Annotated in this window: 24 protein-coding genes, 1 tRNA gene, 1 other RNA gene and 1 pseudogene; 16 read left to right on the plus strand and 11 right to left on the minus strand. The window is 59.3% G+C overall.

Annotated elements, in window-relative coordinates; all coding sequences use genetic code 11:
* Nucleotides 1-9: 9 nt before the first annotated feature.
* Nucleotides 10-990, plus strand: a complete 981-nt coding sequence (gene secF, locus AC0V6U_RS03075; protein ID WP_472644759.1) for a protein translocase subunit SecF — start codon at nt 10-12, stop codon at nt 988-990.
* A 26-nt stretch (nt 991-1,016) separates the two neighbouring features.
* On the opposite strand, the gene AC0V6U_RS03080 is transcribed toward secF, so the two are convergent.
* Both AC0V6U_RS03080 and AC0V6U_RS03085 read right to left on the minus strand, forming a co-directional pair.
* Nucleotides 1,017-2,216 (minus strand): glycosyltransferase, encoded by a 1,200-nt coding sequence (locus tag AC0V6U_RS03080; RefSeq protein ID WP_486169367.1) that lies wholly within the window; start codon nt 2,214-2,216, stop codon nt 1,017-1,019.
* Nucleotides 2,217-2,224: 8 nt separating this feature from the next.
* Complete coding sequence (locus AC0V6U_RS03085; RefSeq protein WP_472644761.1) at nt 2,225-2,806, minus strand: helix-turn-helix domain-containing protein; 582 nt, start codon at nt 2,804-2,806, stop codon at nt 2,225-2,227.
* Nucleotides 2,807-2,906: 100 nt separating this feature from the next.
* Here AC0V6U_RS03085 and AC0V6U_RS03090 point away from each other — a divergent pair, with 100 nt between their 5' ends.
* Nucleotides 2,907-3,392 (plus strand): DUF6456 domain-containing protein, encoded by a 486-nt coding sequence (locus AC0V6U_RS03090; protein WP_472644762.1) that lies wholly within the window; start codon nt 2,907-2,909, stop codon nt 3,390-3,392.
* Nucleotides 3,393-3,415: 23 nt separating this feature from the next.
* Here the strand turns inward: AC0V6U_RS03090 and AC0V6U_RS03095 are convergent, their stop codons facing one another.
* The 3 genes from AC0V6U_RS03095 to AC0V6U_RS03105 are packed head-to-tail and all read right to left on the minus strand — an operon-like array spanning nt 3,416 to nt 6,187.
* Nucleotides 3,416-3,766 (minus strand): SnoaL-like domain-containing protein, encoded by a 351-nt coding sequence (locus AC0V6U_RS03095; protein WP_472644763.1) that lies wholly within the window; start codon nt 3,764-3,766, stop codon nt 3,416-3,418.
* A 40-nt stretch (nt 3,767-3,806) separates the two neighbouring features.
* On the minus strand, nt 3,807-4,382 hold the full coding sequence (locus AC0V6U_RS03100; protein ID WP_472644764.1) for a uracil-DNA glycosylase family protein: 576 nt from the start codon (nt 4,380-4,382) through the stop codon (nt 3,807-3,809).
* Nucleotides 4,379-6,187: an ABC-F family ATP-binding cassette domain-containing protein gene (locus AC0V6U_RS03105; protein WP_472644765.1), complete on the minus strand. Its 1,809-nt coding sequence runs from the start codon at nt 6,185-6,187 to the stop codon at nt 4,379-4,381. Before AC0V6U_RS03105 ends, AC0V6U_RS03100 begins: the two co-directional genes overlap by 4 nt.
* Nucleotides 6,188-6,339: 152 nt before the next feature.
* Here AC0V6U_RS03105 and AC0V6U_RS03110 point away from each other — a divergent pair, with 152 nt between their 5' ends.
* The 3 genes from AC0V6U_RS03110 (at nt 6,340) to AC0V6U_RS03120 (ending at nt 8,920) form a co-directional block, all read left to right on the plus strand.
* On the plus strand, nt 6,340-6,657 hold the full coding sequence (locus AC0V6U_RS03110; RefSeq protein WP_472645690.1) for a PepSY domain-containing protein: 318 nt from the start codon (nt 6,340-6,342) through the stop codon (nt 6,655-6,657).
* Nucleotides 6,658-6,783: 126 nt separating this feature from the next.
* Entirely contained in the window at nt 6,784-7,461 is a 678-nt protein-coding gene (locus AC0V6U_RS03115) for a response regulator transcription factor (RefSeq protein ID WP_472644766.1), read from the plus strand.
* 136 nt (nt 7,462-7,597) lie between these two features.
* On the plus strand, nt 7,598-8,920 hold the full coding sequence (locus AC0V6U_RS03120; RefSeq protein ID WP_472645691.1) for a sensor histidine kinase: 1,323 nt from the start codon (nt 7,598-7,600) through the stop codon (nt 8,918-8,920).
* A gap of 14 nt (nt 8,921-8,934) precedes the next feature.
* Here the strand turns inward: AC0V6U_RS03120 and AC0V6U_RS03125 are convergent, their stop codons facing one another.
* A complete protein-coding gene (locus AC0V6U_RS03125; protein WP_472644767.1) occupies nt 8,935-9,252 on the minus strand; it encodes a chorismate mutase in 318 nt (105 codons plus the stop codon).
* Between the two features lie 64 nt (nt 9,253-9,316).
* Between AC0V6U_RS03125 and AC0V6U_RS03130 the strand changes: the two genes are divergently transcribed.
* The 3 genes and pseudogenes from AC0V6U_RS03130 (at nt 9,317) to AC0V6U_RS03140 (ending at nt 13,129) form a co-directional block, all read left to right on the plus strand.
* Nucleotides 9,317-10,330 carry a polyprenyl synthetase family protein gene (locus AC0V6U_RS03130; RefSeq protein ID WP_472644768.1) on the plus strand — a complete coding sequence of 338 codons (1,014 nt, stop codon included), beginning with the start codon at nt 9,317-9,319 and terminating at the stop codon, nt 10,328-10,330.
* Between the two features lie 8 nt (nt 10,331-10,338).
* Nucleotides 10,339-12,769 (plus strand): annotated as a pseudogene (hrpB, locus tag AC0V6U_RS03135) (ATP-dependent helicase HrpB).
* Nucleotides 12,770-12,850: 81 nt separating this feature from the next.
* Nucleotides 12,851-13,129 (plus strand): ETC complex I subunit, encoded by a 279-nt coding sequence (locus AC0V6U_RS03140; RefSeq protein ID WP_472644769.1) that lies wholly within the window; start codon nt 12,851-12,853, stop codon nt 13,127-13,129.
* Here the strand turns inward: AC0V6U_RS03140 and AC0V6U_RS03145 are convergent.
* Complete coding sequence (locus tag AC0V6U_RS03145) at nt 13,126-13,437, minus strand: hypothetical protein (protein WP_472644770.1); 312 nt, start codon at nt 13,435-13,437, stop codon at nt 13,126-13,128. The genes AC0V6U_RS03140 and AC0V6U_RS03145 overlap by 4 nt on opposite strands.
* 161 nt (nt 13,438-13,598) lie before the next feature.
* Here AC0V6U_RS03145 and ffs point away from each other — a divergent pair.
* From ffs to AC0V6U_RS03160, 3 genes are all read left to right on the plus strand, one after another.
* Nucleotides 13,599-13,693, plus strand: an RNA gene (gene ffs, locus AC0V6U_RS03150) — signal recognition particle sRNA small type.
* Nucleotides 13,694-13,790: 97 nt separating this feature from the next.
* Nucleotides 13,791-15,680 carry a DNA polymerase III subunit gamma/tau gene (locus AC0V6U_RS03155; protein WP_472644771.1) on the plus strand — a complete coding sequence of 630 codons (1,890 nt, stop codon included), beginning with the start codon at nt 13,791-13,793 and terminating at the stop codon, nt 15,678-15,680.
* A gap of 7 nt (nt 15,681-15,687) precedes the next feature.
* On the plus strand, nt 15,688-16,029 hold the full coding sequence (locus tag AC0V6U_RS03160; protein WP_472644772.1) for a YbaB/EbfC family nucleoid-associated protein: 342 nt from the start codon (nt 15,688-15,690) through the stop codon (nt 16,027-16,029).
* A gap of 36 nt (nt 16,030-16,065) precedes the next feature.
* Here the strand turns inward: AC0V6U_RS03160 and AC0V6U_RS03165 are convergent, their stop codons facing one another.
* The gene (locus AC0V6U_RS03165) at nt 16,066-16,410 is read right to left on the minus strand and encodes a hypothetical protein (RefSeq protein WP_472644773.1); all 345 of its coding nucleotides are present in this window, start codon (nt 16,408-16,410) and stop codon (nt 16,066-16,068) included.
* A gap of 90 nt (nt 16,411-16,500) precedes the next feature.
* Here AC0V6U_RS03165 and lon point away from each other — a divergent pair, with 90 nt between their 5' ends.
* Both lon and AC0V6U_RS03175 read left to right on the plus strand, forming a co-directional pair.
* Nucleotides 16,501-18,918: an endopeptidase La gene (lon, locus tag AC0V6U_RS03170; protein WP_472644774.1), complete on the plus strand. Its 2,418-nt coding sequence runs from the start codon at nt 16,501-16,503 to the stop codon at nt 18,916-18,918.
* A gap of 202 nt (nt 18,919-19,120) precedes the next feature.
* Nucleotides 19,121-19,393: an HU family DNA-binding protein gene (locus AC0V6U_RS03175; RefSeq protein WP_472644775.1), complete on the plus strand. Its 273-nt coding sequence runs from the start codon at nt 19,121-19,123 to the stop codon at nt 19,391-19,393.
* Nucleotides 19,394-19,519: 126 nt separating this feature from the next.
* On the opposite strand, the gene AC0V6U_RS03180 is transcribed toward AC0V6U_RS03175, so the two are convergent.
* Both AC0V6U_RS03180 and rlmB read right to left on the minus strand, forming a co-directional pair.
* The gene (locus AC0V6U_RS03180; protein ID WP_472644776.1) at nt 19,520-20,425 is read right to left on the minus strand and encodes a hypothetical protein; all 906 of its coding nucleotides are present in this window, start codon (nt 20,423-20,425) and stop codon (nt 19,520-19,522) included.
* 28 nt (nt 20,426-20,453) lie between these two features.
* Complete coding sequence (rlmB, locus tag AC0V6U_RS03185) at nt 20,454-21,197, minus strand: 23S rRNA (guanosine(2251)-2'-O)-methyltransferase RlmB (RefSeq protein ID WP_486169368.1); 744 nt, start codon at nt 21,195-21,197, stop codon at nt 20,454-20,456.
* A gap of 183 nt (nt 21,198-21,380) precedes the next feature.
* On the opposite strand from rlmB, the gene AC0V6U_RS03190 reads away from it, so the two are divergent.
* The 3 genes from AC0V6U_RS03190 (at nt 21,381) to AC0V6U_RS03200 (ending at nt 25,523) form a co-directional block, all read left to right on the plus strand.
* A tRNA-Tyr gene (locus AC0V6U_RS03190) sits at nt 21,381-21,466 on the plus strand.
* Nucleotides 21,467-21,908: 442 nt separating this feature from the next.
* Nucleotides 21,909-24,209, plus strand: coding sequence for a YadA family autotransporter adhesin (locus AC0V6U_RS03195; protein ID WP_472644778.1), 2,301 nt, complete (start codon nt 21,909-21,911; stop codon nt 24,207-24,209).
* A gap of 189 nt (nt 24,210-24,398) precedes the next feature.
* The gene (locus AC0V6U_RS03200; protein ID WP_472645692.1) at nt 24,399-25,523 is read left to right on the plus strand and encodes a beta-ketoacyl-ACP synthase III; all 1,125 of its coding nucleotides are present in this window, start codon (nt 24,399-24,401) and stop codon (nt 25,521-25,523) included.
* Here AC0V6U_RS03200 and AC0V6U_RS03205 read toward each other — a convergent pair.
* Nucleotides 25,484-26,560, minus strand: coding sequence for a phosphatase PAP2 family protein (locus AC0V6U_RS03205; protein ID WP_472644779.1), 1,077 nt, complete (start codon nt 26,558-26,560; stop codon nt 25,484-25,486). The two genes, AC0V6U_RS03200 and AC0V6U_RS03205, sit on opposite strands and share 40 nt — an antisense overlap.
* Nucleotides 26,561-26,618: the final 58 nt, after the last annotated feature.

Below are 26,618 nucleotides of genomic sequence, written 5' to 3' on the forward strand. Positions count from 1 at the left end.
CGATTAGACATGAAACTGCTCAAACTCGTCCCAGAAAACACCAACATCAAGTTCCTGCGTCTGCGGGTGCCGTTCTTCATTTTCAGCCTGCTGCTGATCGCGGCAAGCTGGGCATTGGTGCTGGTCAACGGCCTCAATTACGGCGTGGATTTTGCTGGTGGTCAGGAAATCCGCGCGACCTTCACGCAAACCGATGAGGCTCCTATTGCGGAGCTGCGCGAGAGTGTGGGCGCATTGGAAAATGTCGGCTCGCCAGTGGTGCAAACCTTTGGTGCGCCTAACGAGGTGTCTATCCGGGTGAAGTTGCCGCCAGAGGCGGAAGGCAATCCAGAGTTCGCCGCCGAGATGACGACCGCGATCACGGACAGTCTGAAATCAGACTATTCCGATATTCGGATCGATGGCGTGGATTCGGTTTCCGGCAAGGTTTCCGGCGAGTTCCGCCAGGATGCTGTGCTGGCGCTGCTGGCTGCGATGCTCGCAGTTGCGCTCTACATCTGGGTCCGATTTGAGTGGCAGTTTGGCGTCGGTGCGCTGTTCGCCCTGTTCCACGATGTCTCGGTGACCTTGGGCATGTTCGCGCTGTTCCAGCTCGAGTTTAGCCTCCAGATTATTGCCGCGATTCTGGCGATCATCGGTTACTCTTTGAACGATACAATCGTGGTCTATGACCGCATTCGTGAGAACCTAAAGAAGTATCGCAAGATGCCTCTGCCAGAGCTGCTTGACCTCTCGGTCAATGAGACTTTGGCCCGGACGGTCATGACCTCGCTGACCCTGCTGGTCGCACTTGTTCCATTGCTGCTGATCGGTCCAGCAAGCCTGTTTGGCTTGGTCGCGGCGATCACCGCTGGTCTGTTCATCGGTACGTATTCCAGCGTCTATTTGGCGGCGCCAGTGCTGATTTGGATGGGCGTTACCTCGAACAGCTTCGTGCCTCAGGAAACCAAGGAAGAGCGGCAGGAAAAGATCGCTCGCGGCGAAGCGTAAGCGGGCTTATTGGCAGGCTGCGATTGCTAGGCTTTAGCGCCCGCTAATTTGGCGTAATGCTCGGCCAGCTGGGCGCCATTGGTTGTCCAGTTGAAACGCTCCGCCATCGTAGCGACCTGCTGCCGGTCGGCTGGTTTTGCCATCAGGGACTGGACCGCGTCCACCACGCCTTCGGGCGTGCGCTCAATCAAATAACCCGCCACATCGCTGGTAATAATTTCGCGTGCGCCGCCGACATCGCAAGTGATGACTCGTGTGCCACAAGCCAGCGCTTCAACCCATGCATTGGCGAGGCCTTCACTGCGTGTGGGCAGAACCATTGCATCGGAGGCTGAGAGGACAATTGGCAGCAGGTCATGGTCGATTGAGCCTGCAAAGTGAACGCGGTCCGCCACGCCCAGATCGCTCGCTAGGCTCCGCAAATGCCGCTCGTCCTCACCTTTGCCAATCAGCATCAAGCGCGCCTCTGGCAACGAGGGCAGGGCACCAATCGCGATGTCTTGGCCCTTGCGCTCGACCAGAGCGCCAACGCAGCTGAGAAGTGGTAGTTTCTCGGGCAGATTGAAGCCGAGCTCCTGCGCCAGTTTCGCCCTTAGACCAGTGTGATCAAGCGGCCGAAACCGATCACGGTCGAGCCCGGTGTAATGCAGGCGGATCTTGCTGCGCTTCATGCCCAAGGCGACCATGTCTTCGCGCAGCGCCTCGCTAACTGAGAGAATGCCGTCGGCGCGCTCTGCGGCCTCAAGGATCTGCTCGCGGGCGAAGTCGCGGCTGCACCAATAGCTGATGTCGGCGCCGCGTGCTTTGATCGAGAGAGGTAATTGCATTTGCTCGGCAATCCACGCCGCCGCTGGGCCGTCTGGGAAGAAGAATTGCGCATCAATCACATGGACTGGATCGCGTTCATGAATACGTTTGATCAGCGGCAGAGCGGCCTTCGCGATGGCGCTGGCATTGCGGCGCGCACCCATCTTTGGGATCAAAGTGAAACGCGGGCGATGAACCTCAATTCCGTTTTCGATCGAGTGCTCGGGCAGTTTAGCGAGCGCGCGGTAACGGCCCAGCGCAATCGGCGGAATGCCGAGCGGATTGACCACACTGACCCGCCAGTCACCGCGTTTGGCGAGCGCCTCTAGGGAGCGCGCGACGAAGGTTCCGAAGCGCGGATTCGCCGCATTTGGAAACAGCGTGGATATCGAAACAACGTGTTTGGGGGCATCGGCCATGGGCTCGCTCACAAGCGGCGCACCAGCATATTAGCCACCGCGATCCATGGCGGATTATCGACGACCTGCTGCTTTTCACCAGCACCCGGCGGAAGAATGCCCACCAGAGTGCCTCGGCGATCAATCAATCGCCCAAAGGCGAAGCGCCCGCCAGGTCTGGGAACGAGGCAGTCGCGATTGATCGCGCTTCCCGCGTCCTCAGGCGATAGCTGCCGGAGCCAAAGCAAGTCACCAGGGCGAAACTCTCCAATACTGGCGGAAACGCTGAGCACCATGCGCGCCGCGCCGCCTTCGCTGGAGGAGAGATCAGTTGGGAGTATGGCCTCGCGCGGGCTTTCGAGCGCTTCCGCACCAGCCATGGTGAGCTCAGCGACGATCTGCGCTTGCGGGGTTTCTTCGGAGCGAACCAATGCCTCTGCATCCACCCCAAGCGCGCCAGCAATCCGTTCCATCCATTTGAGTGAGAGGTTGCGCATCCCCGTCTCTAGTCGGCCAATGGTTTGCGCCGTCGTCGGCGGATCACAGGCCTCGGCCAGCTCTGCCAGCGTTAGCCCCTTGCTTTTGCGAATGTCGCGAATGCGGTTGATCATGCTTTGCCTATCAAATGAACCAAATTGGTAATTTTACCTTTCCTACACGAACCAATGCATTGCAAGCCCTGTAATGAGATTACGCACAAGGAGGGATTTGATGAAAAGAGAATTGGTTGAGCGCGAATTGACGCGCGAAGGGCCGAGGCGGGAGCAGTCGAGCAAAAGCACGGCGAAGGGCAAACGCCGCAGCGTGACGATGAACCTGGCGGAATCCCCACTCAGCTGGCTGCATTCGCGCGGGCATATCTCAGACCGACTGTATGATGCGGGTGAGCGACTGCGCGCCGATTATGAGCGGGCGCAGCTGCCCGCGAACCTCACCATGCGCTGGGATCCGGTGCGGATTAAAACCACCGGTGAGCAGGGGCTTTCGAGCGGGGAAAAGCAGATCTCGGCCAAGCGCCGCTTTGACGAGGCTTTACGGCAGGCAGGCAAAGGCCTGGAGGATATTCTCTGGCGCGTTGTGTGCGCAGGTGAGGGTCTGCCAGTAGCGGAGAAGACCCTCGGTTGGCCCGCGCGCAGCGGCAAACTGGTCTTGAAGCTCGCGCTGGACCGTGTCGCCGATTATTATCGGATCAATTAGGGCCGGGAGCGGGTGCCGCGCCTTTATCCGCCGTAGAAGAAGCGTTCTTCGGCAATCTTACCATCTTTGACGGTGTAAACGGCGGTTTCCGATGATTGGGTGCGCTCGCCCATCATAGTTACGTCCATCGAATAGTTCACGGCAAATTGCTCGCCCACCACAAACGGGCCGGACATATCAAAGCCGTGCATTTCTGCGTTTTCGTTCCACCATTTGTGCTTTTCGAGCAATTGGTCGCGGCCTTGCACATGTGACATGGGGCCGTCGCCGGGTTCCATACTCACAATGTCATCGGACCACATGGACTGGTAATCCGCTTCGCGATCCTCTTTCACCGCGTTGAAGAAATCTTGGGCAGTCTGTTCAATCGTCATCTCAGCTCTCCTAAGTGCTCACATTATCAATATCGGCGAATTATGTCAGCAGCGCGTCCACTTGCCGGCGCAATTCCGGCAAGACATCTTCTTCGAACCATGGGTTCTTGCGCATCCAGATGGCGGAACGCCAGGCGGGGTGGGGCAGCGGAAAGAACGGCGCATAATCGGCAAAGCGCCTGACACGTTCGGTCATGGAGAGCTTCTTTGCTTCAGGCAGATAATAGGCCTGAGCGTATGCGCCAACGAGCAGGGTGAGGCGCTCTTTCGGCAGCACCTCCAACATCCGATCGTGCCACTCCGGCGCGCATTCTTTGCGCGGGGGCTGATCCCCGCCAGACGCCTTGCCGGGATAGCAAAAGCCCATCGGCATCAGCGCGATTTTGTCTGCATCGTAAAAATCGGATTTCTCAGAACCCAGCCATCCGCGCAAGCGGTCGCCGCTATCATCATCCCACGGCACCCCGCTGGCATGAACCTTTGTGCCCGGCGCCTGGCCAATGATCAGCACGCGGCTGTTTTCAGAGAATTGAACCACCGGACGCGGGCCCAGGGGCAGGTGCTCTGCGCAGATTGTGCAGGCCGTGATCTCTTCGTGCAGTTTAGCCGCGCTCATTCCTCAGCCATCTCTGCCAGCATCAGCCAGCGTTCCTCCGCTTCATCTTTTTCTTTGCGGGCATTCTCAATACCTTTCGAAATATTGGTGAAGCGCTGAGGATCCGTGTTGAACAGATCAGGGTCTGAAAGAATGCTCTCGCCCTTGGCGATGGCCGCTTCCAGCTCTTCGATGCGCGCTGGCAGCAGTTCGTAGTCGCGCTGATCCTTAAAGCTGAGCTTGCCCGCGGGTCTTGCCTGAGCGGGCTTTTCTGGCGCAGACGCGGCGGATGGTTTGCTCTTCTTGGTACCCACGGCGATGGGCTTGCGGCGCTTGCGTTCCCAATCCTCATACCCGCCCGCAACCACATCGACGCGGCCTGAGCCATCGAGGCCAAGGGTGACGGTTACCATGCGGTCGAGGAAGTCGCGATCGTGGCTAACAATCAGAACGGTGCCATCGAAATCGGCGATCACCTCTTGCAGCAGATCAAGCGTTTCCAGATCGAGATCGTTCGTCGGCTCATCGAGCACGAGCAGGTTTGCGGTGCGAGCAAACTCCCGCGCGAGCAGCAGGCGCGAACGCTCGCCACCCGACAGATTAGCTACCTTCGTGTCGACCAGTCCGGGGTCGAACAGGAAGTCCTTGAGATAGGCCTGAACGTGTTTGCGCGCGCCGCGCACGTCGATCCAATCGCCGCCTTCGGCCAGAATGTCGCGCACGCTCGCCTCTGGGCTCAGCAATTTGCGCTGCTGATCGATCATCACGCCGGTCAGTGTGCGGGCCCGCTCAACGGTCCCGCTGTCTGGCTTCATCTCGCCGGTGAGCATTTTGAGCAGCGTCGTCTTGCCCGCGCCATTTGCGCCCACGATGCCGATCCGGTCTCCGCGTTGAATGCGCAGTGAGAAGTTCTTGATGACCTCGCGCTCACCAAAGGATTTGGAGACCTTCTCCGCCACTATGACCGACTTCGATTTGAAATCGTCATCATTCGCGAGTTTTAGCTTTGCGGAGCTGGTGTCTGAAATCATCGCTGCGCGCGCAGCACGCATTTGATGCAGTTTTTCTAGCCGCCCTTGGTTGCGCTTACGCCGCGCGGTAACACCGCGCTCCAGCCAATGCGCCTCAAGCTTCAGTTTCGCATCGAGTTTCTCAGCGGCGCGGGTTTCCTCGGCATAGACGCTCGCTTCCCACGCTTCATACCCGCCAAAGCCAACCTCTTTGCGGCGCAGATTACCGCGATCAAGCCATAGGGTCGCGCGGGTCAGCCGCTTTAAGAAGGTCCGGTCGTGACTGATCGTGATAAAGGCGCCTTTGTAGCGGTTGAGCCAATCCTCAAGCCAGTCAATTGCGCCCAGATCAAGGTGGTTGGTTGGCTCATCAAGCAGCAGGATATCTGGGTCTTGAGCCAGAGCGCGAGCAATCGCAGCGCGGCGGCGTTCGCCCCCGCTCGCGGTGTCAGCCGGACGGTCCATAGCGATGCCAAGCTGGCCAGCGATGGATTCCACCTCATAGGCTTCTGGCGCATCATCACCGGACAGCGCAAAGTCCATCAGCGTGGCGTAAGCGCTTAGGTCAGGGTCCTGCTCTAGGAACACGAGCCGCGCGCCCGGCTTGATCCGGCGCAGGCCGCGGTCAGCCTCAATCCGATCATCGATTAGCTTGAGCAGCGTGGTCTTACCAGCGCCATTGCGCCCGATCAGCGCCAAGCGGTCACGCGGGGCGACATGCAAGTCGATCCCATCCGTGCCGGGGCCGCCAAACAGCCATCGGCCGCCTTGCTGAAGGCCGAGCCCTTCCCAGGAGAGAATTGGTGGTTGTGCCATAACGAGCGGGCGGTAGGGGCTTGGCAAAGTCCGAGCAAGCGCCTTGCATACGATTGTTCCGCGATTGCTTGTTGCTATTTCCTTGCCTGAACGCTGCTCAGCGGCTTTATTCACGGCGTGTTCAACGCGTGATCATTAAACAGGGCAGCATCATGAAACGCGGTATCTCTCTATTTGGCGCTTTTGCCGCCCTGGCTATGGCTGGAATTCCGGCCGCTCCTTCGCTCGCGGCGTCTGCGCAGTCGCAGACCGATCAAAGCAATGCGCGCAAGGAAATGCGGGCCGGCAATCAAATGTCGCTGCGTCAGATCGAGGCGCGGGTATTGCCCCGGATGAAGGGCAGCGAATATCTCGGCCCTGCCTACGACTCCACCGCGCGCGCCTATCGCCTGAAATTCATCAAAGATGGCCGGGTGACCTTCGTCGACGTTGATGCTCGCACAGGTCGTATCATCAATCGCTCTCGCTGACGGATTTTCCTCTCAGGATCAGGTGCAATCGGGGTGCAATTCGCTCCGCTCGCTTGACGGGTTTTGCGTAAAGGCGCACCAGATCACTTCACCTTTCAGGCACCGATCCAGGGATCAGACAGAAATATGCGCATTCTGATTGTCGAAGACGAACCGACACTTGGCCAGCAATTGAAATCCACATTGGAGCAGACCGGCTATGCGGTCGATCTCTCTACCGATGGCGAAGATGGCCACTTTCTGGGCAGTACAGAGGATTACGACGCCGTAATTCTCGATCTTGGCCTGCCAGAGATTGATGGCCTGTCGGTGCTGGGCATGTGGCGCAAGGAAGGCCGCGAGTTTCCTGTGCTGGTTCTGACCGCGCGGGACAGCTGGTCTGACAAGGTTGCGGGACTGGATGCAGGCGCGGATGATTATCTTGCAAAGCCATTCCAGACCGAAGAACTGATCGCCCGTCTTCGTGCGCTCATCAGGCGTGCCTCGGGCAACACCTCTTCTGAGCTGACGGCTGGCCACGTGCGGCTGGACACCCGGTCTGGCCGGGTGACGCTCAAGGGTGAGCCGGTGAAGCTGACGGCTCAGGAATACAAACTCCTGAGCTATTTGATGCACCACAAAGGCAAAGTGGTAAGCCGGACCGAGCTGATCGAGCACATCTATGATCAGGACTTTGATCGCGATTCAAACACGATTGAAGTGTTCGTGACGCGTATTCGCAAGAAACTCGGCGCAGAAGTGATAACGACGATCCGTGGCCTTGGTTATAGCCTCGACGATCCCGCAGACGCGCCCCGCGCGTAGTTCGCAGGGCACCGAATCCGCTTCGCAAACCAGCGGGGCGGAGGCGGTGACTGCGGCTGATGCGGTGGGCCCATCTCCTGCAAAAGCGGCGGAGGCTGTGCAGGCTCGGCTCCAAACAGGCAGCCTTGCACGCCGCATGGGCCTCATCGCGGCTGGCTGGATTTTCGTGCTGCTGCTGGTCGGCGGAATTGCGCTGGATCGCACTCTCACCAGCCAGGTTGAGCGGAATTTCGATAACCAGCTCGAATATGTTCTGACCGCATTGATCGCCTCGGCGGAGATCGATCCGCAGGGCGATGTCTATCTCTACAATGAACTGGGCGATCAGCGCTTTTTTGAGCCCAATAGCGGCGTCTATTGGCAGGTGAGCGGAGAAGGGTTTGCGCCGTTTACCTCGCGCAGCCTGTGGGACAGCCCGCTGGAACTGAAGGCGGACCACTTCGACAACAACCCGCATTTCTACGATTCGGATCAATTCGAAGGGGAGCCGTTGCGCATTGTTGAGCGCACCGTGATTTTGCCAGCGAGCGAGACGCAGTGGACCTTTGCAGTTGCCTCCGCGACGGAAGAACTCGAAGCGCAGGTCACCAATATCCGCTCGATCCTGGCGTGGAGTTTCGCGGTTCTCGGGTTTGGCTTGCTGGCTATGGCCTTGCTGCAAATTCGTGTCGGCCTATCGCCGCTTCGCCGCGTGCGTGCGGCCATCCAGAATTTGCGCTCAACCGGCGAGAACAGGATTTCAGAGCCTCTGCCGACTGAAGTCCAGCCCTTGGTCCAAGAGCTCAATGGTTTGCTCGAACATTCCGAAAAGCAGGCCGAAGAAGCGCGCACACATGCTGGCAATTTGGCCCATGCGCTTAAGACGCCGCTGACGGTTCTCACCAACGCCGCCACGGCCCGTGCGCCTGATCTGGGCGATGCGGTGATCCGCGAAACGCGGACAATGCAGCGGCATGTGGATCACCATCTCGCCCGCGCTCGCGCGGTTGGCAGGCGGGCCGTTGGCCATGCGCGCACCAGCATTTTTGACAGCGCAGAGGCGGTGCGCCGCGCAGTTGAACGGCTCTATCCGCAAGCGCGCATTGATATCGCTGGCAACCGCACCGCCATCGTCGCGATTGAGCGACAGGATTTGGATGAAATCCTTGGCAATCTGATAGAGAACGCGGCGAAATATGGCGGCGGCAGCGTCTTTGTCACCGTAGATGCTGAAAGCGAAGACGAGGCCAAAGGCGCGCCATGCGTCATCTGGGTAGAAGACGACGGGATGGGCATTCCCGAGGTTGAGCGCGAGCGTATTTTTGATCGCGGCGCCCGGCTGGACACTGGCAAGCCCGGCACTGGGCTAGGCCTAGCTATCGTGCGCGATGTTGCCGAGATTTACGGCGGCGGCGTGGAAATTGAGGAAAGCGAAGACCTCGGCGGTGTGCTCATCAAGCTGAGCCTGCCGCGCGCATAGCGCCGAGCCAGAGCTCAGCCTCGCTGGTCTTCGCGCGCCTGTTCGTGGTGGCGAATAACCTCATCAATGATGAAGCGCAGGAACTTCTCACTAAACTCTGGATCGAGATTGGCGTCTTCTGACAACGCGCGCAGGCGATCAATCTGGCGCTGCTCGCGATCAGGATCAGCGGGCGGCAAAGTCGCCTTGGCCTTATACTCCCCCACCGCCTGAGTGATCCGAAACCGCTCGGCGAGAATATGGATCAGAGCCGCATCGATATTATCGATACTCTTGCGAAATCCGGCAAGGATCGGATCGGGCTCGTTCGGCAGGTGCGCATCATTGGACATATCGTGCAAAACTAGCAGCAATTGAGCGCTTGCCAAGCGCGCGAGCCTCGCCCACAGCGCAAATATGAGCGCTGAAGTGGTTCAATTGCCGCGCGGAAAGCGGCCTACGCTTGACCCGATGCTGTCTTTGACAGCGCCGGGCATGAATTCCGTCAACACTGTGATCCTGGAGCGGATGCAGAGCGAGATCCCCTTGATCCCGCGCCTTGCAGGCCATTTGATCTCTGGTGGGGGCAAGCGCTTGCGCCCGATGTTGACCCTCGCCGGAGCGGAGCTGGTTGGCTATCAGGGCGACCGCCATCATAAGCTCGCCGCCGCTGTGGAATTTATTCACACCGCGACACTTCTCCACGATGATGTGGTCGATGGCAGCGAACTGCGCCGGGGTAAGGCCGCTGCCAATATCATCTTCGGCAACCCGGCGACGGTTTTGGTCGGCGATTTCCTGTTCAGCCGTGCGTTTGAGCTGATGACCGAGGACGGCAGTTTGAAAGTGCTCAAAATATTGAGCCACGCCAGTGCGGTAATCGCGGAGGGTGAGGTTTCGCAGCTAACCGCTCAGCGCCAGATCAAGACCAGCGAAGAGCAATATCTGCACATCATTGGCGCAAAGACCGCGGCTCTGTTTGCCGCTGCCAGCCAGATCAGCGCAGTCGTTGCCGAATGCAGTGAAGAGCAAGAGCGCGCTTTGGAAGATTATGGTCGCAATCTGGGCGTCGCATTCCAGCTCGTCGATGATGCCATCGACTACGAATCTGATGCGGCAGAAATGGGCAAGGATCAGGGCGACGACTTCCGCGAAGGAAAGATGACCCTGCCAGTGATCCTCGCCTTTGCGCGCGGCGATGAAGAAGAGCGCAAGTTTTGGAAGGCTGCGGTTGGCGGGCACCGAACCTCGGACGAGGATTTGGCCCATGCGATTGAACTGATCGAGCGTCACAATGCGCTCGATGACACGCGCGAGCGGGCAAAGCACTTTGCCCAGCGAGCAATCGATGCGATTTCGATCTTTCCTGACAGCAAGGCGCGCGCGGCTATGGCCGAAGCGGCTCAGTTCGCTGTTGCGCGAGGATATTGAGCAGGGTCTTGGACCCTCAGCTACCCATAAACCATGTGTTGCCAGACCTGCGCGCGGCCTTGGCTGCGAACGGGGCGGCTGTGCTGATCGCGCCGCCAGGCGCGGGTAAGACCACCGCCGTCGCGCCAGCTCTGCTGGACGAGGAATGGTGCACCGGCCAAATCATCCTGACCAGCCCGCGGCGCGTCGCTGCGCGAGCAGCAGCGGAGCGGATGGCGCAAATGCTGGGCGAGAAACCCGGTGAGACCATCGGCTATTCCACCCGGCTCGATAGCAAGAGCTCTGCGAGGACCCGAATTTTGGTCGTGACCGAAGGCATATTCGTCAACCGCGTGCTGGCCGATCCGGAGCTCCCCGGCGTGTCCGTGGTACTGTTTGATGAGGCGCATGAGCGGCATTTGGATTGCGATCTCGGGCTGGCTCTCGCGCTAGAGGCCCGCAGTGTGCTGCGTGAGGATTTGTGCGTTTTGGCCATGTCAGCGACGATTGATGGCGCGCGTTTTTCTCAGCTGCTGGGCAACGACGCGTCGGTTATCGAGAGCGAAGGGCGCAGCTTCCCGCTCACTTTGAGGTGGCTGGGCAGCAATCCAGCGCAGCCGATTGAGGCGCAGATGGCGGAGGCGGTACTCACTGCGCGGCGCGAGAATGATGTGGGCGATATTCTGGCCTTCCTACCCGGTGTGCGTGAGATTGAGCGTGTTCGCGAACGACTTGGGGAACGCCTGCCAGACACGCCGATTCTGCCGCTTCATGGCCAAGTTGATCCCGCGAGCCAGCGCGCGGCAATTAGGCGCGATCCGCAAGGCAGGCGGCGTATTGTACTCGCCAGCGCCATTGCCGAGACGTCACTGACGCTGGATGGTGTGTCGATCGTCGTCGATTGCGGCCTTGCCCGGTATGCAGAGTTTGATGCGGCGGCCGGGACGCAGCGGCTGGTGACAAGAGCCGCGAGCCAAGCGGCGGCGACCCAGCGAGCAGGGCGGGCTGCGCGGCAAGGGCCCGGCGTCGCATACCGCTTGTGGGAAGAGCATGGTCACGCGGGTCGGCAGGCGTTTGCGCCGCCGGAAATCACCAGCGCCGACCTTGCGCCGCTGGTATTATCGCTCGCCGCATGGGGCACGCGAGACCCAGCTTCGCTAGCGTGGCTGGATAATCCGCCTGAAGCGGCCATTGCGAGCGCGCGGCAGCGGCTGGAGGCGATGGGCGCGATTGATGGCGAGGGCGCTATCACCGAGTGGGGCGAGAAAATTGCCGCGATGCCGATGTCACCCGATCAGGCCGCAGCCGTGCTTTATGGCGCTACAAGAGGTGCGGGCGAAGCGAGCGCGCGGCTGGTCATGTTGTTGCAAGAGCGCGGGCTGGGTGGACGCGGTGAAGACTTGCTCCACAGGCTGTCACGTTGGAACACTGACAACAGCAAACGCTCGAGCTCTGCGCGCAAGATTGCCGATGGCTGGGCGCGCAAGGCCGCTGCCCTTGTGGGAAAGAGCAGCGCGGATGAAGCCACCGCTGAGGAATGCCTCGCTCTTGCCCGGCCAGACATGATTGCAAAACGCCGCGATAGTAGCGGAGAGTATTGGCTGTCTGCAGGCGGGCGCGGATTTGTGCTGGACCCGGCTTCTCCAATTGCCCGGGCCGATTGGATCGTGATCGGTGCGGCCAGCGGGCAGGCCAAGGGCGCGCGGATAATGTCGGCCGCGGTCCTGCCATCGCCGGACGGCGACGGACCGCTCCAATCCAAGATCGAAGAGCGGCGTATCATCCATTGGGATGCGGCTAAGAACCGGGCGATGCCGCGCCGGGAAACACGGCTTGGGGCGATCACTTTGGCGACCGGTCCGGATGAGAATCCCGATGAGCAGGCGCTTGTGGACACCCTTGTGGATAAAGCTCTGGAAAGCCTGGGGGAACTGCTCCCTGCGCCCTTGCTCGCGCGTGGTGAATACGCTCGGCGTACAGGGCCTGTCTGAGGCAGGTTTGGCAGAGAGGGCAGAGCTGTGGCTCGTCCCACTGCTGACCGGGCGGCGCGATTTGAACCTGCAGCCAGCACAGCTAACAGACGCAGTTCTTGGACAGCTTGATTGGGGCGAGCGGCAAAGACTCGACAAGGAAGCGCCTACGCATTTCACTTCGCCCGCACAGACACGCCACATGATTGACTATGACGGCGATGATGCGCCTAGCGTTGAGGTGCGCGTGCAGGCTTTGTTTGGCCTCGATAGCCACCCAATGATTGGCAGCACGCCGCTGTTGCTAAAGCTTACCAGCCCTGCAGGACGTCCGATCCAATCGACCCGTGATTTGCTGGGATTTTGGCGCGGTAGCTGGGCCGATGTCGCTAAGGATATGAAGGGGCGGTACCCAAAGCATCGCTGGCCCGAACAGCCGTGGAGAGAAAAGCCGAGCCTAAAGACGAAAAACGCCTTCAATCGCGAGTGAATCTGGACTATCGCGGGAGCAAGTTAGCGCCGCACTGAGCCTTGATAGCAGAGCGGCCAATGTTTGATGGACTAGGACACAATGCCAGCACGTATTTTTCAGACCCCAAAAAGCGCGATGCAATCGGGCAAGGCCAAGACTGACACTTGGGTGCTCGAGTTTGCGCGGTCAGAAGCGCTGCGTCCAGATCCGCTGATGGGCTGGAGCGGCAGCGGCGATACACAGAGCCAGGTCCGTTTGACCTTCCCAGACAAAGACGCGGCCAAAGCCTATGCGGAGAAATACGGCATTCCTGCCCGGGTGCATTCGACGCCGGTTAAAGGGCTCAAACTGCAGGCGTATGCGGATAATTTCCGCTAGAAACCTTCTGCTTCGACTAGAACTAATTTACCTTCCGAGTAGGCTTTTTGGCAGTCGCTGGCGTCCTGCAGAACGTCTTCTTCTAAGAGCGGCGTGCTGGTCATGGCAGGGCCTCGAAAGCGGGAATCGTCGCATTCTCCATCATTGGCAAAATCGCCATCGTCGGCTCCAAAATCAATCGAAGCGATATCTGCACGAGCCTTCAATTCGGCTTCGGAAAGCGCGGAACGATTGGTGTCCGAACAAGCCGAAACTACAATCAGACTTAGAACTATGGCGCTACAACGTATCATAAATTTGCCTCCCATGACCCCTTAATCGACCTGTATACCATAGATGCAATCTACAGCGTGACCCCGGAACATGAAGATGTCTTGGCCATAGTGTCTCTGCGGACTTCGTATTCCTCGTGAAAGGTAGAGCGAAGACACCATCTTGCCAAGCGAGGGCATGATCGCCATATGGCTCACCGGGAGTCGGGTGGACGTTTGCGTTCGCTCACCGGGTCAGGTCCGGAAGGAAGCAGCCCAGGTGAATTGCGACGGGTCGCTCGGCTCCTTTTTTGCATGAAAACACGAGACTTTGGTTCGCCCACGATTTCATGCCGATTTTCTCCAATCACCGCGATGACAAATGCTGCGCCAACGCGTAGCTTGCACGTGTGACTGATTCCGATCCAGAAATACCCGAAGGCGAAGAGGACAAGCCAAGCGCTGCTGAGCTCGAGGCCGCTGGCCAAAACTCTATGTTTGGTGACCCTGAGCCTGAGCCTGTACCTGTACCGGCACCAGCCGCTGCGGCTCAAGACGCGCCGCCCGCCAGTGAACAGACTGCTCCGCTTGAGCCTGCACTTGCGGCTGAAACACCGCCGCCTGCGCCGGCTCCTGCGGAGAAGCTCGCGAACCCAGCTGAGGCTGATAACCAGCCTTACCGTGTGCTCGCGCGCAAATACCGCCCGCAAACCTTCTCTGAACTGATCGGGCAAGAGCCGATGGTTCGCACGCTCGCCAATGCAATTGAGCGAGACCGGCTGGCGCATGCGTTTTTGATGACCGGCGTTCGCGGAGTCGGCAAAACTTCGACCGCGCGTCTGATCGCTAAAGCCCTGAACTGCATTGGCGCGGACGGTGAGGGCGGACCAACCATTGATCCATGCGGCCAATGTGAGCCTTGCACGGCGATCGCTCAGGGCCAGCATATCGATGTGATCGAGATGGATGCGGCCTCGCACACCGGGGTCGACGATGTGCGCGAGATTATTGAGGCGGTTCGCTATGCGGCGGTCTCTGCGCGCTACAAGATCTACATCATTGACGAGGTCCACATGCTCTCGCGCAATGCCTTCAACGCATTGCTCAAGACGCTTGAGGAACCGCCTGCGCATGTGAAATTCCTGTTTGCGACGACTGAAGTCGAGAAGCTGCCAGTTACTGTGCTCAGCCGGACGCAGCGGTTCGATTTGCGCCGTATTCCGGCGGAGTTACTGGCAACGCATTTCGGCAATGTCTGCGCGAAGGAAGGTGTCGAGGCTGAGGCAGAGGCGCTGCATATTATCGCGGGCGCGGCCGAGGGCTCCGTTCGTGACGGACTCTCGATCCTTGACCAGGCGATTGCGCATGCCGACCTCGAAGAAGGCGGGCAGGTAACGGGCGAGCGTGTTCGCGATATGCTGGGCCTTGCGGACAAGAGCGCTCAGCGAAAGCTGCTGGAGCGGTTGCTTGCGGGCGATGCGCCGGCTTTGCTGGCCGCGATAGATGAGCAATATGCACTGGGCGTTGAGCCTCTCGCTTTGATGCGGGCATTGATGGATCTGGTCCACAAGATCACCGTGGCTCAGGTTTCTGGCGCTGAGGCCGATGCGCCAACCGAAGAAGAGCGCGCAGCCCTTAGCAACTTCGCGCAGGAACTGAGTGCAGGCCAGCTGCACCGGCTTTGGCAGCTAATGCTGAAGGGCCATGAGGAAGTGCGCCAGGCGCCTGATCCGCTGGTATCCGTGCAGATGGCCTTGCTGCGCGTGCTTCACGCGTCTGACATGCCCGACCCCGGCAAGCTCGCCAAACGCATTGAGGAAATTGCCCAAGCGGGGCCTGCGCCTGCTGCGCCAAATGAAGCGCACGCCGGAGAACCTGCTCCAGCGATGCAATCGGGACCCAGCGCGCTCGATTGGGCACATGTGGTCCAGCAGGTCGACGATTCTGGGCAATTGCGCGTGGCGCAGATTATGCGAGACCGAGTCCGAGTGATCGAGCTGGCACCGGAAAAGCTCGTGTATCAGCGGGCAGACAGCTTCGCCGATGACCCAGCGCCGGAGATCCGCGAGGCCTTGTTTAAGCTCACCGGCAAACGCTGGCTGGTTGAAACAGGCGCGGGCGATGCCCAACCTAGCTTAAGAGAGCAGGAAGACGCGGAGCGTGAGGCAGCAGCCGAGCGCACACGATCCGATCCACTGGTGAAGGCCGCGTTTGAAGCCTTCCCCGAGGCGGAACTGCTCGACCCGAAAGACCAAGCCGCACCCAGCGCTTTGCGCGCCAGCGGCAGCAAATGGAGCTGATGAAGCTATGAAGTCGATGGAAGAAATGATGCAGGCCGCTCAAAAGGCCGCAGAGACGATCCAAACCCAAATGAACGACATGCAGGCCAAATTGGACAGCATGGAGATTGAGGGTCAGGCCGGCGGCGGCCTCATCAAAGTGCGCGCCACAGCAAAGGGCCGCATCTTGAAGGTTGAGATCGACGACAGCCTAATGAAGCTGGAAGAAAAGCACATGGTCGAAGACCTTGTGACGGCTGCTTTCAACGATGCCCGCGACAAGGCTGATCGCGTTTCCGCCGAAGAAATGAAGCAAATGCAAGGCGGCATGGGTTTGCCAGAAGGCTTTAACCTGCCTGGAATGGGGTGAGGCCTTCGCCAGACCCAGGTCTGACCAGCGGGCCGGTCAGGCTCTCGGGTCTTTGTCTTTCAGGTGGTTGTGAAGCGCGCTCCAGGGTTTGGACTCGCGCGACACGTATGTGTTCGATGTATTGCCGGTCGATTCACCCCAATGGAAGAAGCGGTAGATACCGTAGGTGCCTACGACCAAGCAGATAGCGACGAAGGGGAAAATGGCCCAAATCCATGGGTTGCTGGATGCCAAACCGCCAGCTCGTTCAATTGCGGCGGCCACAGTGATCAATACGATCCCCGTCACAAGCCACAAAACGGCTCCACCTTCGCTTGGCGTTTTATCCATGATGATGGAGATAACAGAGGAGGGGTTAAGAACGGGTTTGTTCGAATCCACAGTTTCGTCAAACCTGCCATTGCGAGCTGCGCGAACGCTTCCCATATCTCACCAAACGGCGCGCCCAAATGGCGGCCTCGGACGTAAAGAATGACACAGTATTTTCCTCTCCTGCCATTGCGCGACATCGTGGTATTCCCCGGCATGGTCGTGCCCCTTTTCGTGGGCCGCGACAAATCTGTTGCTGCGCTTGAGGCGGCCATGGAGGCTAGCAAGGATATCTTCCTGCTCGCTCAGCTTGATCCAGGCTGTGACGATCCGGCGGGTGATGACCTGTATGATGTCGGCGTGGTCGCGCAGGTGCTGCAATTGCTGAAATTGCCGGATGGCACCGTCCGCGTTTTGGTCGAAGGGACAGCGCGCGCGAAGCTAGAGGCGTTCCGCGAAGAGGGCGATTATGTCTTGGCCGAGGTGGCCTTGCAGGAACCGCAAACCGTCAGCGGTAGCGAAGTCACCGCGCTGATGCGGCAAGTGACCGAGCAATTCGCGGAATACAGCAAGCTAAACAAAAAGCTGGGCGATGATGCTGATATTGACCTCAGCGATGTCGACGATGCTGGCACTTTGGCTGACACGATTGCAGCTGCAATCAACGCCAAGGTTTCCGACAAGCAGGGCCTGCTGACAGAGGCTGACCCATTGCGCCGGTTGGAGCTGGTGATTGCCTTTATGGAAGGCGAGTTGTCGGTCCTTCAGGTCGAGCGCAAAATCCGTGGCCGCGTGAAGCGCCAGATGGAAAAGACCCAGCGCGAATATTATCTCAACGAGCAGCTTAAGGCGATCCAAAGCGAGCTGGGTGGAAGCGACGGCGAAGAAGTCGATGAGATTGCCGAGCTGACCGAGAAGATCGAAGAGACCAAGCTTTCAAAAGAAGCGAAGACGAAGTCGAAGGCGGAGCTCAAGAAGCTCAAAGCCATGCAGCCGATGAGCGCAGAGGCGACCGTTATCCGAAATTATCTGGATGTGCTGCTCGGCCTGCCTTGGGGCAAGAAGTCTCGCCTCAAAAAAGACATCGGCAAAGCGCAAGAGATCCTCGACGCCGACCATTATGGCCTGGAGAAGGTCAAGGATCGAATCATCGAATATCTCGCCGTGCAAGCGCGCACCAACAAGCTGAAGGGTCCAATTCTTTGCCTCGTCGGGCCGCCTGGTGTGGGTAAGACGTCGCTTGGCAAATCGATTGCCAAGGCAACGGGCCGCGAGTTTGTGCGCCAGTCGCTGGGCGGCGTGCGGGACGAGGCCGAAATTCGCGGCCACCGTCGGACTTATATTGGTTCGATGCCGGGCAAAATCGTAAACAATTTGAAGAAGGCTGGGACGAGCAATCCGCTTTTCTTGCTCGATGAGATCGATAAGCTGGGCCAAGACTTCCGCGGCGATCCTGCGTCGGCGCTGCTCGAGGTTCTTGATCCAGAGCAAAACGGCAAGTTTCAGGACCACTATCTGGAGCTCGACCTCGACCTCAGCGACGTCATGTTTGTTACCACGGCAAACTCGCTCGATCTGCCGCAGCCGCTGCTGGACCGGATGGAGATCATCCGGCTCGAAGGTTATACCGAAGACGAGAAAGTTGAGATTGCTCAGCGCCATTTGATCGCGAAACAGATCGATGCGCACGGCCTAAAAGACGGCGAATTTGAGCTGACAGAAGCGGGCCTGCGCGACCTGATCCGCTATTATACCCGAGAGGCTGGAGTGCGGACGCTGGAGCGCGAGATCGCTCGCTTGGCGCGTAAGAGCTTGCGCAAAATCCTCGAGAAAGACGCCACCAGCGTGGCCATCAATCCGGACAATCTTAGAGACTTTGCTGGCGTGCGCAAATTCAAGCACGGCATGTCTGAGGACGAGGCTCAGGTTGGCGCTGTCACCGGTCTCGCGTGGACCAGTGTTGGCGGCGAATTGCTCACCATTGAAAGCGTCACGACACCGGGCAAGGGCGAAGTTAAGACCACTGGTAAGCTGGGCGAAGTGATGACTGAAAGCGTCGCCGCTGCCTTCAGCTTTGTGAAAGCGAGGGCGCCGGTCTACGGCATCAAGCCGTCGATCTTTCAGCGCAAGAACATCCACATTCACTTGCCTGAGGGGGCAGTGCCGAAAGATGGCCCAAGCGCCGGTATCGGCATGGTGACGTCGATCGTTTCAACGCTGTCAGGCGTCGCCGTGCGTCCAGACATTGCGATGACCGGCGAAGTGACGCTGCGCGGCCGTGTGCTGCCGATTGGCGGGCTTAAAGAGAAGCTGCTGGCGGCACTGCGCGGCGGGCTGAAAACGGTCCTCATTCCAGAAGAGAATGTCAAAGATCTGGTCGAAATTCCGGATAATGTGAAGGAAGGGCTGGAAATCATTGCGGTCAGCCACGTTGATCAGGTACTGGAACAGGCTTTGGTTGAGAAGCCAGAGGCGATCGAATGGACCGAAGCGGATGATCTTGCGAGCCAACCGAATCCGGCTGGGGCAGGGGCGCAACCGCGCACTGACCAAGCATTGGGCCAGCCCAGACTTGTATAAATGCGACAGTTTTTCAATGCTGCGTCGCAGCATTCCCGCATTCGGACATCGATTCACCGCAAATGGCCAACATTTGTCCAAAAATGGCGCTTTTCTGCGCGATTTGCCTTTGACAGAAGCGTCAAAAAGGTATCATTTGCGCGCTTTCGGAGAGGCGATTCACCGAAAACCAGTTTGAATTGCGAATGAGGGGGTTCCCAGAATGAATAAGAACGATCTGATCAGTGCAGTTGCCGAAACCAGTGGCCTTTCTAAGAGTGACGCGTCGAATGCCGTTGAGAGCGTTTTTGACGCAATTACCAAGTCGCTTTCTGGTGGCGAGGAAGTGCGCCTGATTGGCTTCGGCACGTTCTCAGTCGCAAAGCGTAAAGCTTCGACCGGCCGCAACCCGCGCACTGGTGAGCCAATGACCATCAAGGCTTCCAACCAACCTAAGTTTAAGGCTGGCAAAGGCCTGAAGGACGCGGTCAACTAAGACGGTTTTTCAGCGCGCATCGCCGCGCATTCCAAGACTAGGCCCCACCAGAGCGATCTGGCGGGGCCTTTCTTTTGCGCGGATTGGGTTTGGCGGAGAATGCGCAGTAACGCGCGTCTTCGCCAATCAACGCGACAGATCAACCAGCGCGGTTGGCGCCGCCTTGGTGCGCGGTGTGATGTCCCACTGCAGCGTTTGAGTGCCTGACGTATCCGAGGCTTCCGCGACCGGTCCTGCATCCGTGTTATTCGCCAGGATGCGGCCGTCCGTCACAATTGCAAAGGTGCCTTCAATCGCGGGGATGTTGGGGATCTCGCCGCCTGGCGCTGATCCCTCATCTCCGAGCGCAGCCAGTCCAGCCAAGCTGCCCATTCCGCCAAACATCGCAGCCATCGGGTTGGTGTCGCTTTGGGCCGAGAAGCCCGGCGCGTTCACACGCACGACATTGTCATCGCGCAGCACGATCTGAACGAATGGATTAGTGGTCGGCACCCCTTCGATGGTTGGGAACAGGAAGTCGTGCGAGAGCTTACCGGAAACGGTGTAAGAGACATCGTACACCCCGTCGCCTTTGTCCTCGACGCGGTTCCAACCCTTCTGACGCAGCAGCAATTGCCGCAATTCCTCGGAGGCCTCGGGATCAGTCACATCAATGCCGCCCATGAAGACCGCCATCTCTTCGGCATCCTTCTTCGCTTTGGCCGCGCGGGCCTCCGCGCCTGCTTCCCAATCTTCGCGTTGCTGAGCCAGCTCTGCTTCGGTGCATTCGCGGTCCGAATAGTCTTCTTCGTTGTAGCATTCAGTCGGCTCAAACTCTCCGTCGGCCGCGCCCATTTGCGCCAGGTCGGACAAACCTAGGAAGAAGATCTCGCCCTCGTATGAGAAGGTGAAGCTGTCCTCGCCAGTGAGCTCCAACTCAGAGCTGAACTTGCCCGGCGTGATGAAGCACGCGCTGAGCAGCAATGACAGCCCGGCCAGCATTACAGCAGCCTTCGCACGAATGGGCAGGCGGCCCGGTGAGTGATCAGTCATAAGTCTGTGCTCCCTGTTGCAAGGCCGATTAGGCCCGCGTTGCCGTCGCGTATAGCGCAATTGCCGCGGCGTTTGAAACGTTGAGGCTCTCGATCGCTGAGCTGATCGGCAGCTTCGCCAGCGCATCGCAGTGCCCTTGGATATTGTGGCGCATCCCTTCGCCTTCCGCGCCCAGCACCAGCGCCACCGGCCCAGTGGGCAGGGCATCGGCCAAGGCTTCGTCCGCTTCACCGGTTAGGCCAATGCGCCAGTATCCAGCTTCGGCTAGGTCTTCCAAGGTCCGCGCCAGATTGACGACCCGCACCCATGGCACCGTCTCCAGCGCGCCGGAGGCGGACTTTGCCAGCACGCCCGATTCCGGCGGCGTATGGCGATCCTGAGTAACGATTGCAGCGGCCCCGAAGGCGGCGGCAGAGCGCAGGATCGCCCCGACATTGTGCGGGTCCGTTACCTGGTCGAGCACCAGAATCGGCTTCGCCGTATCGCCCAGCGCCACCTCGTCGATGAACACCGTCTCCAGCGCCTCGCATTCCAGCACCAGGCCCTGATGCGGCGCGTCTTTCGCAACCAAGCGGGCGAGATCGCTGACATCGGCATATTCCACCGGGAAGTCCGCTGGCAGTTCGCCATCTAGTCCCTCAATCGCCTCGCGCGTCGCCCATAGCTTGCGGTGTTTGCGCTCCGGGTTTTTGAGCGCCGCCTCCACCGGATGCCGCCCCCACAGCCGCGTTTGCCCAGCCGATGCCCGGCCAGACCCGCGTCCGCCCTTCATTCGTCCCGCTCTGCCTCGCAGCGCTTTTTTGCGTTCTGGTCGCGCCATGATGGCTCCTATTTCCTGACTTAGTTTGCTCCCCTGCCAGCAGCCCCATTGACAGGCAAGCGCCGCTTCGCCATTGGGGCGCCTCTCGGCATGACGAGCCCGTGAAGGGCACGCTCAATTTCCCGCAAGGTATGTGGACAGGTGGCCGAGTGGTTAAAGGCAGCAGACTGTAAATCTGCCCGCGCAAGCGTACATAGGTTCGAATCCTATCCTGTCCACCACCTGCCTTGGCTCTCACAGCTACCGCACCACGGGCCGTCTGTTTGCTTGAACGGGCATTGGAACGCATTTGCGTTTTTCGAATCTGTGACTTTTGCGAGAAAACGCTCGTTTCCAGCGGCTTGCGCGCAAAATGCAACGTGACGTTGTGACTTTTGGAATTTTCGCCTGTTTGGCCCGTCGTAAGCGCGCATAATGATACTCCCGAGCGACGCAAGCACGCTGCCGATATTGACTGACACTCACGATGAAAAAGAGCCGCGACCGGGTTAGCGCAAGCCGCTCTGGTAGGAAAACGCACAAGGGCAATAGGCTATTCCGATCGCGCCTCATCGCTTGCGAAAAATAGGTGCTCTTCTGCCGAAAATTAGGTGTTCACCCCGCAGATCGCGGCGCACCCACCGTTATCCTTCATGGCAAACACCCATGAGGAGGGGCTCGACCATGAAAAACACACTTTTGCTCTCGACTGTCCTGTCAGCCGGGATGGCGGCCGCTTTGCTTGCCGCGCCGCAAGCGGCCCGCGCAGATGATTGCTTGCTCGACCGCGATAATGATGGGGTGGTCGACGCGGGCACCGACAACGACGGCGGCGCTGATTCAGATAATGACAACGGCAATTTGGCCTGCGGCGTGAATGCCGATGCGAGCGGCGCGACCAACACCACCGCACTTGGGGCGAATACGGTCGCTAATCAGTTTTCCGCAACTGCGGTCGGTGCGTCAGCGGATGCGCTAGGCGAGAATGCCACAGCGGTTGGCGTTTCCGCGCAAGCTTCAGTCGATAACACGGTTGCGCTGGGCCGAGCTGCTCAAGCAACAGCGACCAGTTCGATCGCGATCGGTGGCACGCCACTAGGCTCTACAACACGAGCCTCCGGCGTCTCCTCAATTGCGATCGGCGGTGACTCCACTGATGGTGACACGTTAGGCGCTCAAGCTACAGGAGGGCGTGCAGTGGCTATCGGAGCGGACGCAGAATCTGCCGGGATCGGCGCGGTCGCTCTGGGGGACAACGCCACTGCCTTAGCCAATGTTACCGTGGCGATCGGCATCAATGCCGACGCCACAGCTAGTGGGGCAGTCGCTATCGGCCAGGCGGCTGACGCAACATCCGGTGGCGCGATCGCGATCGGAAGTGTTGCAGAGGCCACGTTTTCTGGAGCAGTCGCTGTCGGAGTAGACGCAAGCGCTACAGCCAGTGGCGCCATAGCGATCGGCGCTGTTGCCGATGCAACTTTTGATGGTGCGATCGCGATTGGTGATCAAGCAGATGCAACAGGCGATGGCGCCGTAGCGATTGGCGATATTGCCGCGGCCACATTTTCTGGTGCTATAGCGATTGGCGATCGGACAGATGCAATTGCTCTTAACGCTATCGCAATCGGCAATTTCACAGATTCTGTAGCCAATGGTGCTATCGGGATTGGCGCATTCAATCGTGCAGGCGGCGATGGTGCTGTAGCGCTCGGTATCGCCGCGGTGGCCGATCTCGATCAAGCGATAGCAATTGGCGATACTACCCAAGCCACAGCGACTGGCGCCATAGCGATTGGTGGTGATGGCGATGGCGATTCTCTTGGCGCGCAGGCGACTGGCGTTGCGGCCATTGCCTTTGGTACGGATGCGGCGGCTTTGGCTGAGGGCAGCTTTGCCGGTGCTGCTGGCGCGAGTGCGACTGGCAACAGGAGCATTGCTCTGGGTGTGGATACCAGTTCGACTGGCACTGCCTCGATTGCGATTGGTGGGGACGGCAGCGATGAAGATGAACTGGGCGCTCAGGCGACGGACTCTTTTGCTTCGGCAGTGGGATCGGATGCGGTGGCCAGCGGGTTTGGCTCCAGCGCTTTTGGTGTGAACGCACAAAGCACGCGGACCTTCTCGGCGGCCTTTGGTCGCAACTCCGCTGCCACGGCTAACAATGCGGTGGCTTTTGGCAATGCGGCGACCGCGAGCGGTGCGTCAGCGATGGCTCTTGGCAGAGCGGCAGAAGCGAGCGGAACAATCTCTATCGCGGTTGGGCGGCTTGCCAACGCTTCGGGAGAAGCTTCAGCGGCGATCGGCGCAGAGGCAGCCGCAGCGGGGCTTGATGCTACAGCCATTGGCGCGACAGCGAATGCCAGCGGTGGCCGGACAACAGCGATTGGCTTTGCGGCAGATGCAACGGGCGTGAATTCCACAGCAGTGGGCCGCGGGGCGAGTGCAGGCTTTGCCAGCTCAACGGCGATTGGCCGCGATGCGACGACCACAGCAGGAAACCAAGTGACATTGGGCGGCGCGGGTTCATCGGTGCGGATCGGCGATATTGACGCCAGCACGGCGGCTCAGGTTGGCCCGGTTGATGCGGTGACAGTGGACGCAAACGGCACTCTGGGCCGACAGAGCGTCGCCACCGCCGCCTCGGTCGACAATGTGCGCGTGGCGCTCAATGCAGTCGCGCAGGTTTCCACCGCGCAATTCGATGCGCTTAGCGGGCGGGTGGATGACCTCAGCTTCCTTCTCGAAGACGTCAACGAAGGTCTGTCAGGCGGCATTGCAGCAGCCATCGCGATGGGCAACGCCCCCATTATTCCGGGCAAGAATTTCTCGGTATGGGTGAACGCCGCGACCTACAATGGTCAGCAAGGCTTTGCCGGATCGATCACAGGCGCAGTATCGGAAGGTGTCTATCTGTCAGCTGGCGTCGGCGGCAATACGGGTGACGGCGAGGTCAGTGGCCGTGTCGGAGTCGGGTTTGGGTTCTGAGGGGAATGGGCGAGCATCGCCTTCTCTGACGAACTCTAGAAGAGCAAAAATTAATGATGACGGGGCTCGGCAGTGCTGAGCCCCGTTTTCTTTGTGCAATTGCGCATCGCGGGGTGGACGTTCGCGCGCTGGCTCTTGCCCCGGCACATCTGCCTGCCTAATTGCACTGTCATGCACACCTCCCCAGACATGACCCATCGCCCCGTCATCTCAGGCACTGGCCTGTTCACGCCGGAAGAATCGATCACCAATGAAGAGCTGGTCGCGAGCTTCAACGCTTTTGTGGACCGCCACAATGCCGAGCACGCCGATGCGATTGCGGCGGGCGAGGCAGAGGCGCTGACTTACAGCTCGGTTGAGTTCATCGAAAAGGCGAGCGGGATCAAAGCGCGCCACGTGATGAGTAAGGCCCCGATCCTGGCGCCGGACACGATGTCGCCGCGCTGGGAAGAGCGGCCTGACGGCGAACTATCCATCATGGCAGAGATCGGCGTGATCGCCGCGCGCGAGGCTTTGGCAAAGGCCGGGCGCGAGGCCAAGGATGTGGACGCGGTGCTGTGCGCGGCCTCCAACATGCAGCGCGCCTATCCGGCGATGGCGATCGAGATCCAGCAGGCGCTGGGCATTGATGGATTTGGCTTTGACATGAATGTCGCGTGCTCATCGGCGACGTTCGGCATTCAAACGGCGGCGGATTATGTCCGCGCGGGCAATGCGAAAAGCGTGCTGGTGGTGAGCCCAGAGATCACTTCTGGCCACCTCAATTGGCGCGACCGCGACAGTCACTTTATCTTTGGCGATGTCGCCACCGCTGTGCTGGTGGAAGATGCAGCGATTGCCCCGGCGGCGCATTGGGACATTCTCGGCACGAAGTTGAAGACGGTGTTCTCCAACAACATCCGAAACAATTTCGGCTTCCTTAATCGCGCGACGCCAGAGACTGCGGGCACTGCTGACAAGTTGTTCGTGCAAGAGGGGCGCAAGGTGTTCAAGGAAGTCGTGCCGATGGTCGCGCAGATGATCCTGGACGAGGCAGAACGGCTTCAGATTGATCCCAAGACGCTGCGCCGGATGTGGCTGCACCAGGCGAACTCCGGCATGAACCGCCTAATCGCGCAAAAGGTGCTGGGCCATGAGGCAAGCGATGATGAAAGCCCGACGGTGCTCGACACCTATGGCAACACATCAAGCGCGGGCTCGATCATCGCTTTCCATTTGCACAGCGAGGATATGAAGGCCGACGACACCGGCCTTATCTGCAGCTTTGGCGCAGGCTATTCGGCTGGGACAGTGTTCGTGCGCAAAGCGGCCTGACCGCGCGCCTCTAGGAAACGGTCCCAGGCGGTAATGATCTGCCGGGAACCCCACCAGATTGCTGAGACGGCGATCACGGATACCAGCCCGTCCACGGCATAGTGGTAGGCGAGATGAACGCTGCTGATCCAAGTGATCGCGAAGAACGCGGCGAAGAACATGCCGAGGCGCGGTGATATCTGGCGCATGGCGATCCAAAAGAGAAATGCGATCGCGACGTGCATCGACGGCATTGCGGTGATCCCGCTGCCGAGGCCATTGGCGTCGGCTTGGAACCACTCGATCAGCATATCCTGCACCTTGAGGGTCATAATCGGGACCTGTTCGTTCGCCGCTCTGAGGTAGGCCATCTGTTCGTCAAAGCGCGTGTCACCCAGCAGGGGACCAACAAACACTGGACCAACCGAGGCGAGCCATGTCGCCATCGCGCCGCCAATGAGGCTCCAACTGAGCACATATGTCAGGAAGAATTGCCGCCTTAGATCGCTGCCCATTTTGCCGAAAGCGAAAAACAGCACTCCTGGATAGAGCAGCAAGATCCACAAATGGTAGAGCAACGCAAGGAATGCGGTCACAACGGGGAAGCCGAGCGCTGGCTGGAGTACTTCCCATGCGTCGTAGCCGAAGAAGATCGCGCGGTCCCATTCTACGAAAGTGTCATCCCATGTGTAATCGTTGAACAGCGGGATGGCGGACTTCATCTTCGAGAAGAACGGCAGCAATACAATCGCGACCGCCAGCATCGGCAGGCCAGCCAAGGCTTTGATCAAAAAATCAGGCGCTGAGTAGCGCGCCCTGAGAAAGGCGATTGGGCTATCTGGGCGATGTTTGAAAAGCTGGCGCGCGACATCGACCACGGCGATCAGAGCCAAGCACATACCAAACAGGCGCGTGTTGACCCAAGTGGCACCGAAGCTCGGCGCAATTCCGCGCGCTGCTAGCAGGCCAATGCACAGCGCCATCAGCGCCAAACCAATCACATAGATTGGTGTTTCACCGCGCCAGCGCGCATTAACGATGTTCCTGATCTCATTCATACCTGCGCGATTTAAGGTAAATAGATAACTAAAGAGTGAATGAATGCGACACCTTATT

It is taken from the genome of Erythrobacter sp. W36 (assembly GCF_057364935.1).

Coding starts and splice junctions, on each gene's coding strand:
- AC0V6U_RS03115 (WP_472644766.1), top strand. CDS start 6,784: ATGCGCATTCTGATTGTCGAAGACGAACCGACACTTGGCCAGCAATTG.
- AC0V6U_RS03110 (WP_472645690.1), top strand. CDS start 6,340: ATGAAACGCGGTATCTCTCTATTTGGCGCTTTTGCCGCCCTGGCTATG.
- AC0V6U_RS03105 (WP_472644765.1), bottom strand. CDS start 6,187: ATGGCACAACCACCAATTCTCTCCTGGGAAGGGCTCGGCCTTCAGCAA.
- AC0V6U_RS03160 (WP_472644772.1), top strand. CDS start 15,688: ATGAAGTCGATGGAAGAAATGATGCAGGCCGCTCAAAAGGCCGCAGAG.
- AC0V6U_RS03145 (WP_472644770.1), bottom strand. CDS start 13,437: ATGGGAGGCAAATTTATGATACGTTGTAGCGCCATAGTTCTAAGTCTG.
- AC0V6U_RS03205 (WP_472644779.1), bottom strand. CDS start 26,560: ATGAATGAGATCAGGAACATCGTTAATGCGCGCTGGCGCGGTGAAACA.
- AC0V6U_RS03080 (WP_486169367.1), bottom strand. CDS start 2,216: ATGGCCGATGCCCCCAAACACGTTGTTTCGATATCCACGCTGTTTCCA.
- AC0V6U_RS03090 (WP_472644762.1), top strand. CDS start 2,907: ATGAAAAGAGAATTGGTTGAGCGCGAATTGACGCGCGAAGGGCCGAGG.
- AC0V6U_RS03175 (WP_472644775.1), top strand. CDS start 19,121: ATGAATAAGAACGATCTGATCAGTGCAGTTGCCGAAACCAGTGGCCTT.
- AC0V6U_RS03095 (WP_472644763.1), bottom strand. CDS start 3,766: ATGACGATTGAACAGACTGCCCAAGATTTCTTCAACGCGGTGAAAGAG.
- AC0V6U_RS03195 (WP_472644778.1), top strand. CDS start 21,909: ATGAAAAACACACTTTTGCTCTCGACTGTCCTGTCAGCCGGGATGGCG.
- AC0V6U_RS03130 (WP_472644768.1), top strand. CDS start 9,317: ATGAGCGCTGAAGTGGTTCAATTGCCGCGCGGAAAGCGGCCTACGCTT.
- lon (WP_472644774.1), top strand. CDS start 16,501: ATGACACAGTATTTTCCTCTCCTGCCATTGCGCGACATCGTGGTATTC.
- AC0V6U_RS03100 (WP_472644764.1), bottom strand. CDS start 4,382: ATGAGCGCGGCTAAACTGCACGAAGAGATCACGGCCTGCACAATCTGC.
- secF (WP_472644759.1), top strand. CDS start 10: ATGAAACTGCTCAAACTCGTCCCAGAAAACACCAACATCAAGTTCCTG.
- AC0V6U_RS03120 (WP_472645691.1), top strand. CDS start 7,598: ATGGGCCTCATCGCGGCTGGCTGGATTTTCGTGCTGCTGCTGGTCGGC.
- AC0V6U_RS03140 (WP_472644769.1), top strand. CDS start 12,851: ATGCCAGCACGTATTTTTCAGACCCCAAAAAGCGCGATGCAATCGGGC.
- AC0V6U_RS03200 (WP_472645692.1), top strand. CDS start 24,399: ATGACCCATCGCCCCGTCATCTCAGGCACTGGCCTGTTCACGCCGGAA.
- rlmB (WP_486169368.1), bottom strand. CDS start 21,197: ATGAAGGGCGGACGCGGGTCTGGCCGGGCATCGGCTGGGCAAACGCGG.
- AC0V6U_RS03085 (WP_472644761.1), bottom strand. CDS start 2,806: ATGATCAACCGCATTCGCGACATTCGCAAAAGCAAGGGGCTAACGCTG.
- AC0V6U_RS03180 (WP_472644776.1), bottom strand. CDS start 20,425: ATGACTGATCACTCACCGGGCCGCCTGCCCATTCGTGCGAAGGCTGCT.
- AC0V6U_RS03125 (WP_472644767.1), bottom strand. CDS start 9,252: ATGTCCAATGATGCGCACCTGCCGAACGAGCCCGATCCGATCCTTGCC.